This window comes from Variovorax paradoxus, assembly GCF_009498455.1.
Classification (GTDB): Bacteria; Pseudomonadota; Gammaproteobacteria; order Burkholderiales; family Burkholderiaceae_C; genus Variovorax; species Variovorax paradoxus_H.
In genome coordinates, this window is the sequence record NZ_CP045644.1 from 2041955 (window position 1) to 2057124 (window position 15170).

Sequence of the window (15170 nt, forward strand, 5' to 3'; positions counted from 1 at the left end):
TTGGCGCAGCCGCTACATGCGCAGCCCGCTGAACTCGGTTTTCATCCAGTCGATGAAGGCCCGCGTGCGTGCCGGCAGCAGCCGCGCGTTGGGGTAGATCACGCTCACGGGCCGGGGCGCGGGCTCGTAGTCTTCGAGCACCAGCTGCAGCTGGCCCTGCGCCACGTAGGGGAGCACCTGGTACGAGAAGAAGGTACCGAAGCCCATGCCCGCGGCGCAGGCTTCGAGGGCGGGCGCGAGGTGGTTGAACTCGAGGCGGTTGTCGGGCGTGACATGCACGGTCTTGCCACCGTCGCGGAACGCCCATTGCGGCGGTGCATCAATGCGCCCGCGCACGCTGGGCGCACCGGCCAGGTCGCGCGGATGGCGCGGCACGCCGTGCTGCGCCAAGAAGGCAGGGCTGGCCGCCACCACGCGGCGGATGGTGCCCAGCGTCTGCGCCACCAGCGACGAGTCTTCGAGCGGGCTGATGCGGATGCCGACGTCGATGCCCTCTTCGAGCAGGTTCACCGTGCGGTCGTGCAGCCGCACGCTGCAGCGCACCTTCTCGTGGCGCTGCATGAAACGCACGATGGCCGGCGCCACGTACATGTGGCCGAACAGCACCGGCGCGGTGATGACGAGTTGCCCCGCGGGTTCGCGCGCCTCGGCCTTCAGCGCCTGATCGGCGGCGTCGGCCGCGAGCAGCACCTCGCGCGCGCTCGGCAGATAGTGGCGGCCCTCCTCGGTGAGGGACAGGCGCCGCGTGGTGCGGTGGAACAGGCGCACGCCCAGGTGCGCCTCGAGCGCGGCGAGCGCGCGCACCACGGCGGGCAGCGAACTGCCGAGCGCCTCGGCGGCGCGGGTCAGGCTGCCCTGGTCGGCAATCTGCACGAAGGTCTGCATGGCTTTGAAGCGGTCCATGGCGCGATTAAACCGGAAAACGCAGCAGTCAAATCCGGCAAAGGCTATTCATTCATTTGGCGGAAGAGAGAAGAATCGAGGGCATACCCACCCGAAGGACTCTTCATGACCGAGAACATCGCAGCCACCCGCCAGCCAGCCCAGCCCATCCAGCTCTACGGCAACGCCATCTCGGGCCATGTGCACCGCGTGCGCTTCTTCCTCACGGTGCTCGGCCTGCCCTTCGAGATCGTCGAACTCAACCTGCGCCAGCGCGAGCACCGCACGCCGGAGTTCCTGGCGCGCAACCCCTTCGGACAGGTGCCGGTGATCGAGGACGGCGACGTCACGCTGGCCGACTCCAACGCCATCCTCGTGTACCTCAACGAACGCTATGCCGCCGATCCGGCGCGTTGGATGCCGCGCGACCCGGTGGGCGCGGCGCGCGTGCAGCGCTGGTTCTCGGTGGCGGCCGGCCCGCTCGCGTTCGGGCCTGCGGCGGCGCGCGTGATGGTGCTGTTCGGCCTGGACACCGACCCGACCGAAACGGTCAAGCGCTCGCACGCCCTACTCGCCGTGATGGAGACCTGCCTGACCGGCCAGGCCTTTCTCGCGGGCCCGTCGGCCACGCTGGCCGACATCGCGAACTACGCCTACGTGGCGCATGCGCCCGAGGGCAGCGTGTCGCTCGACGCGTATCCGCAACTGCGCGCCTGGCTGGCGCGCGTGGAAGCCTTGCCGGGGTTCGTGCCGATGGTGCGCACGCCGGTCGGCCTGGCGGCGGTCGCATGATCGCCGCGCCATTCCACGCGGGCGAGCGTGCGCTGCAGGCGCTCGTGGGTTCGCGCGAGCAGATGGAGGCGATGGGGCCGCGCGTGATTCGCGACTACATGCCCGACCAGCACCGCGAGTTCTTCGCGCAGCTGCCGTTCCTTGTGGTCGGCAGCCTCGACGCCGACCTGCAGCCGTGGGCCAGCATGCTCGCGGCACCCGCCGGCTTTGCGCACTCGCCCGACGCGACGCACCTGCGCGTCGATGCGCTGCCGGGCGCCGGTGATCCGCTCGCGGCCCAGCTCGCGCCCGGTGCCACGCTCGGGCTGCTGGGCATCCAGCCGCACACGCGGCGGCGCAACCGCATGAACGGCACGGTCGAGGCGCTCGACGCGGCGGGCTTCATGGTCGAGGTGCAGCAGAGCTTCGGCAATTGCCCGCGCTACATCCAGGCGCGCGAGCCGGTGTTTGCCGCACCGCCTGCCAATGAGCCGGCCGTGCAGTGGCTCGACACGCTCGACCTCGCCGCCGAGCGGCTCATCGGTGCCGCCGACACGCTGTTCATCGCCACGGCGTATCCCGACGCGGCGGCGGTCGGCGACGAAGCCGATGCGCGCTCGCACGGCGTCGACGTGTCGCACCGCGGCGGTCGACCGGGCTTCGTGCGTGTCGATGCGGGCGGCGTGCTCACGGTGCCCGACTTCAACGGCAACCGCTTCTTCAACACGCTCGGCAACTTGCAGGCGCACCCGCGCGCGGGTCTGCTGTTCGTCGATTTCGACACCGGCGAACTGCTGCACCTGAGCGCCACGGCGGAGATCGTCACGGACGGGCCCGAGGTCGCGGCGTTCGAGGGCGCGGAGCGGCTGATGCGCTTTCATGTCACGCGTGCGTTGCGTCGTCCGGCCGCATTGCCGCTGCGTTGGGGCGAGGCCGCGTTGTCGCCGCACCTGGCGGGCACCGGCCGTTGGGCCGGGCACTGACTATTCAAAGACGGGAATGCGCCCGTTGACCGATGGCCGGTAGCGCCAGCGAAGCGCGTCGAGATCGGATGCGCGTTGTGGGCGCAATAGCGCTTCGAGGCCCGCAGCGGCCAGCGTGCAGGCCAGTGCCTGTCCGGGGCACGCATGCATGCCATGGCCGAAGCCAAGCACGCGGCGTTGGGCGCGCACGGGCATGAAGCGGTCGGGCTCGGGGTTGAACGCCGGGTCGCGGTGCGCCGAGGCCAGCAGCACCAGCACCGCATCACCCGCCGCCAGCGAGGTGCCGGCGATCTCGACGGGTTCGATCGCGAAGCGGCGCGTGTTCTGCACCGACGGATCGTGGCGCGCTGTCTCTTCAACGATCGCGAGCAGCCCGTCGCGCGTGCGAGTCAACGGGCGCAGCGCGGGCTCGCGCACCAGTGCGATCAGGCTGTTGCCCAGCAGGCCCGCCGTGGCGTCGCAGGTCTGCGAGAGCAGGCCCACGAGGTTCGCCAGCAGCGCGCGGGAGAGCGGCGCGCTCGCCGCGCTTTCGGCCAGCACCGCCGCCAGCAGCGTACCGTCGCGCGGCGAGGCGTTCGCGCTCAGGGCTTCGAAGCGGTTCATTAGTTCGCCGGCCGCCGCGCTTGCCGCCTGCAACTGGTCGGCGTTCGACAGCGGTGAGAGGCAGGCGACGAAGTCACGCATCCAGCGGTCCACCTGCGGCAGCGTCGCGTCGTCGAAGCCGAGCAGGTGCGCCATCGCGCGCACGGGCAGCGAGAACAGCGAATCGGACAGTGGTGCGTGCGCGGGCACCTGCCGTGCCACGTCGAGCGCGGCGGCGTGTGCCGCATGGAGGTCGAGCCCCGCCAGCGCGCGCTGCAATGCCGGCCGGTGTGCCTGGTGCGCGGGGCCGTCGTTCATGCGTACGAGGTGGCCGAACACCTCGCCGGCCGGGCTGCCCACGATCGCGCGCGGCACGGGCTCGGCGGCGGGGCGCACGCGCAGCGGGGCGTGGGCCTGCAACACCTGCATGACCACATCGGCGCGGCTCGCCACCCACGCGCGCAAGCCCTCGTGCCACGCGAGCGGCGGGCCATCACGCAGCGTGGCGTAGTACGGGTACGGGTCGGCGTGCGTGGCGGCGGCGACCGGGTCGGCGGGGTGATAAGGGAGCACAGCGGTGGTCATGGCGCGCAGTGTGCGTTCGCAGCTGCCGGCACACTTCGCTCGCGAACGAAGTGTGGGATGCGGCGTCGCTTTAGGATGGCCGCATGGACGACACCACCGCTTCCGACTTCCAGCTCGCCCGTCTTGCCGGCGCCATCGCCGAACCGGCGCGCGCCCGCATGCTGAACTGCCTGATGGACGGTCACGCCCGTACCGCGACCGAGCTCGCCACCGTGGCCGAGGTGGCGCCCTCGACCGCGAGCGCGCACCTCGCGCGCCTGAAAGAAGAACGGCTGGTCGAGGTGCTTGTGCAAGGCAAGCACCGCTACTTCCGCCTGGCCAGCGACGACGTGGCTGCCGCGCTCGAAAGCCTCATGGTCGTGGCCGGCGCGCCGCGCCCCACGGCGGCCGCCTTTCAGCCCAACACGCCGAGCCGCCTGCGCAGCGCCCGCACCTGCTACGACCACATGGCCGGCACCGCGGGCGTCGCGCTGCACGACCGGCTGCATGCGCAGGGCTGGCTCAGCGGGCTGGAGAGCGGCTCGTACGAGCTCACGCCCGACGGCGCGATCGCGCTGGAAAGCCTGGGCGTCGAGGTCGATGCCGTGCGCCGTTCACGCCGCCGCTTCGCCTGTGCCTGCCTCGACTGGAGCGAACGCCGCCCGCACCTGGGTGGCGCGCTCGGCGCCGCGTGGCTGCAGCTGTCGCTGCGGCGCGGCTGGGTGCGGCAAGCGCTCGACGGGCGCGCGCTCACGCTGACGGCGAAGGCGCTGCGGGAGATGCCGGAGTTGTTTGCTTGAGCGGCTGTTCTGCGGGCGAACCCGAGTAAACGGCACACTGCGAACTGACTACCATCTTCGGTTTCCAAGGGAGAGAGACCGTGACTGTGAAAACATGGGCGGCCGTGAGCTGCATCGTTCTGGGGGCGTGCGGAGGTGGGGGCGGAGGCGGTGGAGGCGGCGGTGGTTTTGCCGGCTTCGTTCCACCAGTGACAGGTACATCGCAGACACCGCCTGCGGGCACGCAAACCACGCCGAACACAACGACCGATCCGGAGCCCGGAGCCGGTCCTGGTCCCGGACCAGGCCAGCCGGAGCCGGGTGGAACTGGGCCTCGACCTGGCCCCGTCGTCACCTACACCTACAAGCTGGCCAAGATCACAGAAGCAGGCAACCCCTTCGCCGGCACCATGGCCACAACGGTGCTCGGTCTGCTGAACAGCCCTGAGTTCGTGGGCTACTACTACGCCGGCTTTCTCAATTCTCAGACGGGCAATGGCATCTTCGCCAAGTCGTCGCTGGAGTCGTCCTATGTGTGGACCTTCGACAAGGCCTCGCCTCCGAATGGTGAGGCTGCCGCGAGCTTCCTGCCGATGATGTTCTTCCCCGGTCAGGGCGGAACGGGCGTGCAATACCTCTATGGAAGACCGGCCACAGCCGCAACGTACGAGAGCATGCCGGTCGATGCCGACTGGTTCGGCGCCAGCGACGATGTCCTGGCACGGCTCAATGCGATGGGCGCACAAGGCTATTGCCGGCAGTCGGGCGAATGGGATGCGCCGAAGCTCTCTCTGATCCGACAGCAGGGCGCCAGTGATCGCTGCGCCTACGAGTTCAAGGCTTTTCCGCGGGACGTAATGAGCGACAGTCTTGAAACGCTCAACGCAATGGGCGACAGGGGCTTTGTACCGCTCACCTCCGTGGCCTCGCGTGGCACCTACTACGTCAAGGTGAGCAACGATCCGACCACCTATTACTACTACGTGGTCGATGCCGTGATGAGCAGCGATGCGGATTGGGTGGCACAGCTCAACACCGAAGGCGCCAAGGGCGGAGCCCAGTACACCTTCGTTCCGGCGAACGGCAGCCTGCCGGCAAAGCGCGTCTTCCGGATTGCCACCCAGTGCACACGCACCTGGCTCTGCCGATGACCGCGGGCGGCGCTCGCGCGCCGCGCCACGATCTGCTCAGGCTTTCAGCTTGAGCAGATAGATCAGCGGCCCAGCCATCGCCGTATCGAGTTCGAGAAAGCTCTCGAAGTCCTTCCCCGCCATCCAGTACGGGTCCCAGTTGTTGCGCTTGATGGTCTTCTGCCAGAGGTCGTGCGTGGTGGCGCGTTGCACGGCCTCGAGCAGCTGGCCGCGGCGGTAGGGCGGCACTTTCTTGCCGGTCATCACGCCGCGCCAGTTGGCCAGGTCGGCGTCCACGCCCTGCTGGCGCACCGACGCAATGCCCTGGAACGGGTGCTTGGACGACACGCCGATGGCGCGCAGCTTGCCGCTCGTGATGTGCTCGGCGAATTCGCTGTAGCCCGAGATGCCGGCCGCCGCCTTGCCCGTCTCGAGCGCTTCGACCACCTGGGCGCCGCCCGGGTGCGGCTGGTAGTTCAGCGACGCCGAGGCGCCGGCCACGCGCGCCAGCATGCCGGCGAACATGTGGTCCACGCCGCCGGCCGAACCGCCGGCGATGACCGTGTTGGCGGCATCGGCGCGCAGCTGGGCGATGAGGTCCTTGGGGGTCTTGATGGGCGAGTCGGCCTTGACGGCGACCACCTCGTAGTCGCTGGTGAGGCGCGCCACGGGCGACACGTGCGCCAGCGTCACGGCGGGCTTCTGCAGCGCCACCGCGCCGACCATCACCATGCCGCTGACCAGCAGCGCCTCGGGGTCGGCGTCGTACTTCTCGACGTACCTGGCCAGCCCGATGGTGCCGCCCTTGCCGCCGATGTTCTCGTAGGTGACGGTGCCCACGGCGCCCGAGGCCAGCAGGGCGGCGCCGAGGGCGCGGCCGGTCTGGTCCCAGCCGCCGCCTTCGTTCGCGGGAATGACGATGCGCAGCTTGCTGCTCAGCGGCGCGTCGGCCGCGCGGGCGTTGCCGGCCCACAGCGCGGCCTGGCCCGCACCGGCGGCAGCGGCCGAGGCGGCCAGCCAGGTGCCGAATCGGCGGCGGGACAGGGGGAGGGCGGCGGCAGGCGGCGAAGACGGGCGCATCGTGTTTCCGGTGGTGTACGTGACAGCCAATGATGTCCGCGAAACACCGCCATCCCGTCCTCGCCCTCACAGGGAGAAACCCTGAGGCGAAGACCGAGAGAAAGGCGCCTCAGCCTACTGGAAAGCCACTTCCGCGAAGCTTCGCAGCTTGCGGCTGTGCAGCCGGGTCGTGCCTTCCTCGCGCAGGATCTCGATGGCGCGCATGCCGATGCGCAGGTGCTGCTCCACGCGCTCACGGTAGAAGTGGTTGGCCATGCCGGGCAGCTTGATCTCGCCGTGCAGCGGCTTGTCGCTCACGCACAGCAGCGTGCCGTAGGGCACCCGGAAGCGGAAGCCGTTGGCCGCGATGGTCGCGCTTTCCATGTCCAGCGCCACGGCGCGGCTCTGGCTGAAGCGGCGTTGCGGCTGGTTGGCGGGCAGCAGCTCCCAGTTGCGGTTGTCGGTGCTGGCCACGGTGCCGGTGCGCATGATCTTCTTGAGCTCGGGCCCTTCGCACTTCGTGACGTCGGCCACCGCCTGCTCGAGCGCGAGCTGGATTTCCGACAGCGCCGGAATCGGCACCCACAGCGGCAGTTCTTCGTCGAGCACGTGGTCCTCGCGCACGTAGGCGTGGGCCAGCACGTAGTCGCCCAGCTGCTGCGTGTTGCGCAGGCCCGCGCAGTGGCCCAGCATCATCCAGGCGTGCGGACGCAGCACGGCGATGTGGTCGGTGATGGTCTTGGCGTTGGCCGGGCCGACGCCGATGTTCGTCATGGTGATGCCGCTGTAGTCCTCGCGCACCAGGTGGTAGGCCGGCATCTGCGGCAGGCGCGGCGGCGCGGTGCCCTGGCTGCCGTCCAGCAGGTGGGCGAAGGTGTCGCTCTGGCCCGCGGCCAGCCCGCGCCGGCGCGTGATCACGTTGCCGGGTTCGATGAAGGCGATGTACTCGCTGTTCTCGTCGGCCATGGCCTCGTGGCCCAGGCGCACGAACTCGTCGATGTAGAACTGGTAGTTGGTGAACAGCACGAAGTTCTGGAACCACTCGGGCGCCGTGCCGGTGTAGTGGCGCAGGCGGTGCAGCGAGTAGTCGACGCGCGCCGCCGTGAACAGCGACAGCGGCTGCGGCTCGCCGGGCAGCGCCTCGAAGGTGCCGTTGGCAATGCCGTCGTCCATGGCGCCCAGGTCGGGCAGGTCGAACACGTCGCGCATGAGGGCGCGACGCTCGGTGCTCATGGTGCCTTCGATGTGGTCGTTCTCGGCGAACGAGAAGTGGATGGGAATCGGCTGCGTGCTGGTGCCCACCTCGAGCTCGACCTGGTGGTTTTCGAGCAGCAGCCGGAACTGGTCGAGGTAGTAGCGCGAAAACAGGTCGGGCCGCGTCAGCGTGGTCTCGTAGCGGCCGGGGCCGGCCACGAAGCCGTAGCTCAGGCCGGCGTTGGCCGGCGGCGTGTGGCGCGACACGGTGTGCGTGTGCACCCGCACGAACGGGTAGCAGGCCCGCACCCGGCCCGGCAGCGCCTCCCCGGCCACGAAGCGCAGCATCGACTCACGCAGGTGGGCGAGCCCGCCCTGGTAGATGGCTTTGACCTGGTCGAGCGCCTCGGCGGCGTCGGTGAAGCGGGCGGGAGCGACGAAGGTGGGCATGTAGGGCATGGCGTCATTGTGCAATGCGGGCGTGACGCGTGGGCGGTCGCCGCGCGGCGCTGTCGTGCGTCGGCGAGGCCCCGGCACGCCGGGCGCGAAGTGATTAACCTCGATGGTTTCCGATGAACGAATGCTGGAAGGTGAAGGAATGAAAGTCGCAGTCATGGGTGCCGGCGCGGTCGGCTGTTACTACGGCGCCATGCTGGCGCGTGCGGGGCACGCGGTGGTGCTGATCGGCCGGCCTTCGCATGTGGAGGCGGTGCGCGCGAACGGGCTGCGGCTGGAGACGAAGACTTTCGATGAACAGGTGCCGCTCGATGCGAGCACCGAAGCGGACGCGGTGCAGGGCGCCGACCTCGTGCTGTTCTGCGTGAAGTCCACCGACACCGAATCGGCCGCCGCGCAGATCCAGTCGCACCTCGCGCCCGGTGCGCTGGTGCTCACGTTGCAGAACGGCGTCGACAACGACGCGCGCGTGCGGTCTGTGCTGCCATCGCACGACGTGGCCGCTGCCGTGGTCTACGTGGCGACCGAGATGGCCGGGCCGGGCCACGTGAAGCACCACGGCCGCGGCGAACTGGTGATCGCGCCGTCGCGCCGCAGCGACGAGGTCGCGCAGGCGCTGATCACCGCCGGCGTGCCCACGCAGATTTCCGACAACGTGCGCGGCGCGCTGTGGGCCAAGCTGGTGCTCAACTGCGCCTACAACGCGCTGTCGGCCGTCTCGCAACTGCCGTACGGCGTGCTCGTACAGGGCATCGGTGTGACCGACGTGATCCGCGACGTGGTCGCCGAATGCCTCGCGGTGGCGAAGGCCGAAGGCGTCGTCATTCCAGGTGACACCGATGCAGCCCTCCGCGGCATTGCGCAGTCGATGCCGTCGCAGTATTCGTCGACCGCGCAAGACCTCGCACGCGGCAAGCGCAGCGAGATCGACCACCTCAACGGGCTGGTCGTGCGGCGCGGCGAGGCGCTGGGCGTGCCCACGCCGGCGAACCGGGTGTTGTTCGTGATGGTGAAGCTGCTCGAAGGCAAGCCGCCTCGGGCCAGCGTCTAGCCGGGCATCGGTTCGCGCATGGTGACGAACTCTTCAGCAGCCGTCGGGTGGATGCCGATGGTGCTGTCGAACAGTGCCTTCGTCGCGCCCGCGCGCATCGCCACTGCAAAGCCCTGCACGACTTCACCCGCGTCTGCGCCGACCATGTGCAGGCCCACCACGCGGTCGCTCTTCTTGTCGACCACGAGCTTCATGAAGGTGCGTTCGCTGCGGCCCGAGAGCGTGTGGCGCAACGACTTGAACTCGCTCGAGAACACGGTGACCTCGCCGAACTTCGCGCGGGCGTCGATCTCGCTGTAGCCGCAGGTGCCGATGTTGGGATGCGTGAACACGGCGGTGGGAATGAACTCGTAGTCCATGCCGCGCTTGCCCTTGCCGAACAGCGCATCGACCACCACCATCGCTTCGGCCAGCGCCACGGGCGTGAGCTGCACGCGGGTCGACACGTCGCCCACTGCGTAGATCGACGGCACCGAGGTGCGGTAGTGCGCATCGACCGCGATCGCGCCCTTGTCGTCGACCTTCACGCCCGCCGCCTCGAGGCCGAGCCCCTGCGTGTTGGGCACGCGGCCGGTGGCGAAGAGCACGGTGTCGGCCTCGATCTGCTGGCCGCGCGCGAGCGTGACCACGAGGCCGTTGGGGCCGCGTGCGATCGACGAGGCCTCGCAGTTCAGGCGCACGTCGACGCCGGCCTTGCCCATCTCGTGCGCGAGGAACTGGCGCACGTCGTCGTCGAAGCCGGTGAGCAGGTGGGCGCGGCGGTGCAGCTGCGTCACCTTGGAGCCCAGGCCGTTGAAGATCGACGCGAACTCGCAGGCGATGTAGCCGCCGCCCACCACCAGCAGGCGCTTGGGGAACGGGTCGAGGTCGAACATCGCGTCGGAGGTCACGATGTGTTCGCGGCCCGGAATGTCGGGCACGAAAGGTGTGCCGCCGGTGGCCACCAGCAGGTGCCGCGCGGTGTGGCGCTTGCCTTCGATCTCCACCGTGTGGGCATCGATCAGCTGCGCCCAGCCGGTGATGAGCGTGACGCCCGAGTTCTTCAGCAGCGAGCCGTAGATGCCGTTGAGCCGGCTGATCTCTTTGGCGCGCTGCGTCTTGAGGTGCGCCCAGTCGAACTGCGGCGCCTCGGGCAGCTTCCAGCCGTAGCCTTCGGCTTCCTCGAAGGCCTCGGCATAGCCGGCGGCGTAGCTGTAGAGCTTCTTCGGGATGCAGCCCACGTTGACGCAGGTGCCGCCGAGTTCGGCGGCCTCGGCCAGCGCGACGCGCGCGCCGGTTTGCGCCGCCATGCGCGCGGCGCGCACGCCGCCGCTGCCGCCGCCAATGACGAAGAGGTCGAAATCGAATGGTTGCATGGGAAAGACACTCCTTGCGGCCGACTGTAGCGGTGAGGCGAAGGCGGTGCTCGCAGCGGGGCTTGGGGGCCGGCGGCGAGCGAGAATTCGCGCTCGTCGCAACGGGAGTCCGAGGCCTATGAAGAACAACACGCACAGCCATAGAAACATCCTTCGCATCGGGGCCGGGTGGCCGCAGAAGGGCCTGGCCCTGTGCGCGCTCGCGCTCGTCTGCCTGAGCGCCAGCGCACAGCTCGCGCGCAAGCCGTCGTACTACCAGCAGCAGAACCAGCCGCAGCCCGAAGGGCCGGCCGCGCAGCTCGTGCCGCGCCCCGCGGTGCCCGCCTCGTTGCCGGCGCTGCGCAGCCAGGGCGATTTCGACACGCTGGCGCGCGTCTACGACGCCGGCACGCCGATGCAGCTGGCCCACGTGCTGTTCGCGATCGACCGGCAGGCCAAGCCGGCGCGCATGCACTACATCGACACACCGCGCTTCCAGCTGCACGTGCGCTTCCTGCGCGACACGCGGCTCACGCCGAACACCCTCAAGCGCGAGATCGACCGCAACTACCTCGTGCCCGACCGGCGCTTTCTGTTCGGCACGTTGAGCTGGCAGCAGAACATCGGCACCTTCACCTACGAGTTCTGGGAAGGCGACCGGCTGACCGTGCCGCTGCTGCGCGAGGCCGAGGCGCAGGTGAAGGCCAGCTTCTTCGCGCCGGTGAAGTTCAAGACCAACTCGACGCTGCACGAGCGCATCGCGAAAGAGGCCGGCATCGACTTCGTGAGCCAGGAGGCGCTGATCCGCGAGCAGCCCTTCCTGCCGATGAACCTCGGCACCGCCACGGGCCGCGTGCGCATCGTGAACGACGCCTCGGGCCTGAACGCGCTGCTGCCCGACGACATCGCCGTGCTGCGCGAAGTGCCGATCAACCTGCCGCCGGTGGCCGGCGTGCTGACCGAGCGGCCGTCCACGGCGCTGTCGCACGTCAACCTGCTGGCCAAGGGCTGGGGCATTCCGAACGCCTACGTGCGCGATGCCGCATCCGTGCTGCGCGAGCACGCGGGCCAGTGGGTGGCGCTGAAGGTGGCGGCCTCGGGCTACCAGCTGCGCCGCCTCACGGCGGAAGAAATCGCCGCGCTGCCGCCGCGCGCTGCGCGTACCGCTGCCACCGGCGCGCTGCCCGGTAGCAAGGCCGCGAAGCCCGACCTGCGCGAGGCGCGCCTGCTGCCGCTGGCCTCGCTGCGCGCGCGCCACAGCGTGCAATGCGGCTCGAAGGCGGCCAACCTCGGCGCGGTGCTGGCCGCGCGCATTCCCTCGACCACCGTGCCCGACGGCTTCTGCATTCCGTTCGCGCACTACGACCGCTTCATGCGGTCGAACGGGCTGGCCGAGCGCATCGCGCGCATGCAGCAGCAGCCCGGCTTCGCGGGTGACCCGCAGGTGCGGCTGAAGGCGCTGGCGCAGCTGCGCGAGGAGATCGTGCAATGGCCCGTCGATGCGGGCACCGCGGCAGCTTGGCGCGCCGCGTGGCAATCGCAGCTGGGTGGGGGCGGCGTGTTCGTGCGCAGCTCGTCCAACTCGGAAGATCTGCCGGGCTTCAGCGGCGCGGGGCTCTACACGACGGTGCCCAACGTGAAGACTGGTGATGCGCTCGAACTCGCGGTGAAGAAGGTCTGGGCTTCGGTGTTCAATCCCGAGGCCTGGGAGGCGCGCAGCGCCGCGGGCTTCGGCGCCGAGTCGGTGCTGATGGGCGTGCTCGTGCAGACCGCCATCGACGCGACGAACGCCGGCGTGATGATCACGCGCGACCCCTTCGACGCGGGCCATCCGCACATCACCTACATCTCGGCCAAGCGCGGCATCGGCATCCGCGTGGTCGAGGGCAAGCGCGTGGCGGAGCAGGTGATGTATTCGAGCTGGTCCAAAGCCATCCAGGTGCTGAGCCGCTCGGCCGAAGAGACGGCGCTGCAACTGGACAAGGACGGCGGCGTGAAGGAAGTGCCCGTGGAACTGGGCCGCCACGTGCTGACCGACGAACTGGTGGTGCGGCTCGCGAACGTGGGCGCGGCGGTGAAGCGCACGTTCAATGCGGTCGATCAGGACATCGAGTGGGCGACGGTGGGCGACAAGATCGTGCTGCTGCAGGCGCGACCGTATGTGGAGCGGCGGCGCTAGTTCGCCGATCCGTCACACCGGCGCGGCGCGCGGGCGATGCCCCGCCAGCGTGTTCAGCGGAATGCGCAGGTAGGCCACGCCGTTGTCGTCGGGCGGTGGCAACCGGCCGCCGCGCACGTTGACCTGCATCGACGGCAGGATCAGCGTCGGCACTTCGAGGGTGGCGTCGCGCGCGGTGCGCATGCGCACGAATTCGTCTTCGGCGATGCCGTCGCGCACGTGGATGTTGTGGGCGCGCTGTTGCGCCACGGTGCTCTGCCAGCGGGGCTCGCGCGTGGCGGGCGGGTAGTCGTGGCAGACGTACACGGTGGTCTCGGGCGGCAGCGCGAGCAGCCGGCGCATCGAGCGGTAGAGCTCGCGCGCATCGCCCCCCGGAAAGTCGGCGCGCGCGCTGCCCAGGTCGGGCATGAAGAGCGTGTCGCCCACGAAGACCGCGTCGTCCACCAGGTACGCCATGTCGGCCGGCGTGTGGCCGGGCACGCGAAGGGCCTGGGCCTCGATCTCGCCGATGCGAAAACGCTCGCCATCCTGGAAGAGGTGATCGAACTGGCTGCCGTCAGGGACGAAGTCGCGCTCCAGGTTGTAGAGGCTGCGAAAGGTGGCCTGCACCGTGCGGATGTGCTCACCGATGGCGACGCGCCCGCCGGCCTGCGACTGCACATGCCGCGCGCCCGAGAGGTGGTCGGCGTGCGCGTGGGTTTCCAGAATCCAGTCGACCTGCAAGGCCCGCGCGCGCACGTACGCCAGCAGGCGGTCGGCCGAGACGGTGTCGGTGTGGCCGGAGCGAAAGTCGTAGTCGAGCACCGGGTCGATGACGGCGGCGCGTTGCGTAGCGCGGTCCCACACCACGTAGGACACGGTACCCGTTGCAGGGTCGAAGAACGCCTGGGTGGTGGCGCGGTGCGTGGTCATGGGCACTCCTTTCGCGAACAAGGGCCAAGGCTCATTCAAGCGATCTATATTATATGAATTGATAGAATATAAATTCCCGAACTGAAAATCTTCCCATGAAGGCTTCCACTCTCGTCATCGATCCCGCGCAACTGCGCAGTGCGGCCGGCCAGGCGGTCGCCGTGCTCAAGCTGCTGGCCAACGAAGACAGGCTGCTGCTGCTGTGCCAGCTCTCGCAGGGCGAGATGTGCGTGAGCGATCTCGAAAGCGTGCTGGGCATCCGCCAGCCCACCTTGTCGCAGCAACTGTCGGTGCTGCGCACCGAGGGCGTGGTGACCACGCGCCGCGAAGGCAAGAACATCCACTACAGCGTGGCCGACCCCGCGCTGCTCGAGATTCTTGCGGTGCTCTATCGCCTTTACTGCCCGAAGGAGAACTGAAGATGCCCACCATCGACTGGCCTCATTTCACGCCCTGGGCCGCACTGGCCGGCGGCGTGCTCATCGGACTTTCCGCGGCGATGTTCGTGCTGCTCAACGGGCGCATCGCCGGCGTCAGCGGCGTGCTGGGCGGCTTGCTGCGTCCCATGAAGGGCGACGTGACCTGGCGCGCGGCCTTCGTGCTCGGGCTGGTCGGCGCGCCGCTCGTGTACGGGCTGTTCACCGTGCTGCCCGCGGCGCAGATCGACGCGGGCTACGGCACGCTCGCGCTGGCCGGCCTGCTGGTGGGCGTGGGCACGCGCTACGGCGCGGGCTGCACCAGCGGCCACGGCGTGTGCGGGCTGGCGCGGCGCTCGCCGCGTTCGCTGGTCGCCACGCTGGCGTTCATGGCCGCGGGGTTCGTCACGGTGTTCGTGCTGCGCCACCTGCTGAATCTGTGAACCGGGAGACTGCCATGTGGACCGCCCTCGCTTCTCTGCTCGCCGGCCTTGTCTTCGGACTGGGCCTCATCGTCTCCGGCATGGCCAATCCGGCCAAGGTGTTGGGCTTTCTCGACGTGGGCGGGGCCTGGGATCCGTCGCTTGCCTTCGTGATGGCCGGCGCGGTGGCGGTGAGCACCGTCGGATTTCTGCTGGCGGGCCGTCGCAAGGACTCGCTGCTCGGCGGGCCGATCACGCTGCCCAGCCTGCGCCACATCGACCGCCGCCTGGTCGGCGGCAGCCTGCTGTTCGGCGTCGGCTGGGGCGTCGCGGGCTTCTGCCCCGGGCCCGCGCTGGTGTCGCTGGGCTCGGGCGAAGTCAAGGCGCTGGTCTTCGTGGGCGCCATGCTGTTGGGCATGGGCCTGTTCGAAGTGATCGAGCGCCGCCGCTGAGCAG

At 69.5% G+C, this 15170-nt stretch carries 15 protein-coding genes; 9 read left to right on the forward strand and 6 right to left on the reverse strand.

Annotated elements, in window-relative coordinates:
- Positions 1–12: 12 nt before the first annotated feature.
- The gene (locus tag GFK26_RS09290; RefSeq protein ID WP_153281734.1) at positions 13–903 is read right to left on the reverse strand and encodes a LysR family transcriptional regulator; all 891 of its coding nucleotides are present in this window, start codon (positions 901–903) and stop codon (positions 13–15) included.
- Between the two features lie 117 nt (positions 904–1020).
- Here GFK26_RS09290 and GFK26_RS09295 point away from each other — a divergent pair, with 117 nt between their 5' ends.
- Both GFK26_RS09295 and GFK26_RS09300 read left to right on the forward strand, forming a co-directional pair.
- Positions 1021–1674, forward strand: coding sequence for a glutathione S-transferase family protein (locus GFK26_RS09295; RefSeq protein ID WP_228122058.1), 654 nt, complete (start codon positions 1021–1023; stop codon positions 1672–1674).
- Positions 1671–2636 carry a pyridoxamine 5'-phosphate oxidase family protein gene (locus tag GFK26_RS09300; RefSeq protein ID WP_153281736.1) on the forward strand — a complete coding sequence of 322 codons (966 nt, stop codon included), beginning with the start codon at positions 1671–1673 and terminating at the stop codon, positions 2634–2636. Before GFK26_RS09295 ends, GFK26_RS09300 begins: the two co-directional genes overlap by 4 nt.
- Here GFK26_RS09300 and GFK26_RS09305 read toward each other — a convergent pair whose 3' ends face one another.
- Positions 2637–3803, reverse strand: coding sequence for a cytochrome P450 (locus tag GFK26_RS09305; RefSeq protein ID WP_153281737.1), 1167 nt, complete (start codon positions 3801–3803; stop codon positions 2637–2639). It abuts the gene before it with no gap.
- Between the two features lie 83 nt (positions 3804–3886).
- Here GFK26_RS09305 and GFK26_RS09310 point away from each other — a divergent pair, with 83 nt between their 5' ends.
- Both GFK26_RS09310 and GFK26_RS09315 read left to right on the forward strand, forming a co-directional pair.
- A complete protein-coding gene (locus GFK26_RS09310; RefSeq protein WP_153281738.1) occupies positions 3887–4582 on the forward strand; it encodes an ArsR/SmtB family transcription factor in 696 nt (231 codons plus the stop codon).
- 389 nt (positions 4583–4971) lie between these two features.
- On the forward strand, positions 4972–5712 hold the full coding sequence (locus GFK26_RS09315; protein ID WP_153281739.1) for a hypothetical protein: 741 nt from the start codon (positions 4972–4974) through the stop codon (positions 5710–5712).
- A gap of 36 nt (positions 5713–5748) precedes the next feature.
- On the opposite strand, the gene GFK26_RS09320 is transcribed toward GFK26_RS09315, so the two are convergent.
- Together GFK26_RS09320 and GFK26_RS09325 are read right to left on the reverse strand one after the other, a co-directional pair.
- The gene (locus GFK26_RS09320; RefSeq protein WP_194274058.1) at positions 5749–6771 is read right to left on the reverse strand and encodes a tripartite tricarboxylate transporter substrate-binding protein; all 1023 of its coding nucleotides are present in this window, start codon (positions 6769–6771) and stop codon (positions 5749–5751) included.
- A gap of 114 nt (positions 6772–6885) precedes the next feature.
- Complete coding sequence (locus tag GFK26_RS09325; RefSeq protein ID WP_153281740.1) at positions 6886–8403, reverse strand: AMP nucleosidase; 1518 nt, start codon at positions 8401–8403, stop codon at positions 6886–6888.
- Positions 8404–8542: 139 nt separating this feature from the next.
- On the opposite strand from GFK26_RS09325, the gene GFK26_RS09330 reads away from it, so the two are divergent.
- Positions 8543–9451, forward strand: coding sequence for a ketopantoate reductase family protein (locus GFK26_RS09330; protein WP_153281741.1), 909 nt, complete (start codon positions 8543–8545; stop codon positions 9449–9451).
- On the opposite strand, the gene gorA is transcribed toward GFK26_RS09330, so the two are convergent.
- Positions 9448–10806, reverse strand: a complete 1359-nt coding sequence (gene gorA / locus GFK26_RS09335) for a glutathione-disulfide reductase (RefSeq protein WP_153281742.1) — start codon at positions 10804–10806, stop codon at positions 9448–9450. The genes GFK26_RS09330 and gorA overlap by 4 nt on opposite strands.
- A gap of 118 nt (positions 10807–10924) precedes the next feature.
- Between gorA and GFK26_RS09340 the strand changes: the two genes are divergently transcribed.
- Entirely contained in the window at positions 10925–12964 is a 2040-nt protein-coding gene (locus tag GFK26_RS09340; protein WP_153281743.1) for a PEP/pyruvate-binding domain-containing protein, read from the forward strand.
- 12 nt (positions 12965–12976) lie between these two features.
- Here the strand turns inward: GFK26_RS09340 and GFK26_RS09345 are convergent, their stop codons facing one another.
- Positions 12977–13876, reverse strand: a complete 900-nt coding sequence (locus GFK26_RS09345; protein ID WP_153281744.1) for an MBL fold metallo-hydrolase — start codon at positions 13874–13876, stop codon at positions 12977–12979.
- Positions 13877–13971: 95 nt separating this feature from the next.
- Here GFK26_RS09345 and GFK26_RS09350 point away from each other — a divergent pair, with 95 nt between their 5' ends.
- From GFK26_RS09350 to GFK26_RS09360, 3 genes are read left to right on the forward strand one after another with little or no spacing between them, the layout of a single operon-like run.
- The gene (locus tag GFK26_RS09350; RefSeq protein WP_153281745.1) at positions 13972–14295 is read left to right on the forward strand and encodes an ArsR/SmtB family transcription factor; all 324 of its coding nucleotides are present in this window, start codon (positions 13972–13974) and stop codon (positions 14293–14295) included.
- 2 nt (positions 14296–14297) lie between these two features.
- Positions 14298–14735, forward strand: a complete 438-nt coding sequence (locus GFK26_RS09355) for a YeeE/YedE family protein (protein WP_153281746.1) — start codon at positions 14298–14300, stop codon at positions 14733–14735.
- Positions 14736–14749: 14 nt separating this feature from the next.
- Positions 14750–15166, forward strand: a complete 417-nt coding sequence (locus GFK26_RS09360) for a YeeE/YedE family protein (protein ID WP_153281747.1) — start codon at positions 14750–14752, stop codon at positions 15164–15166.
- Positions 15167–15170 lie beyond the last annotated feature (4 nt).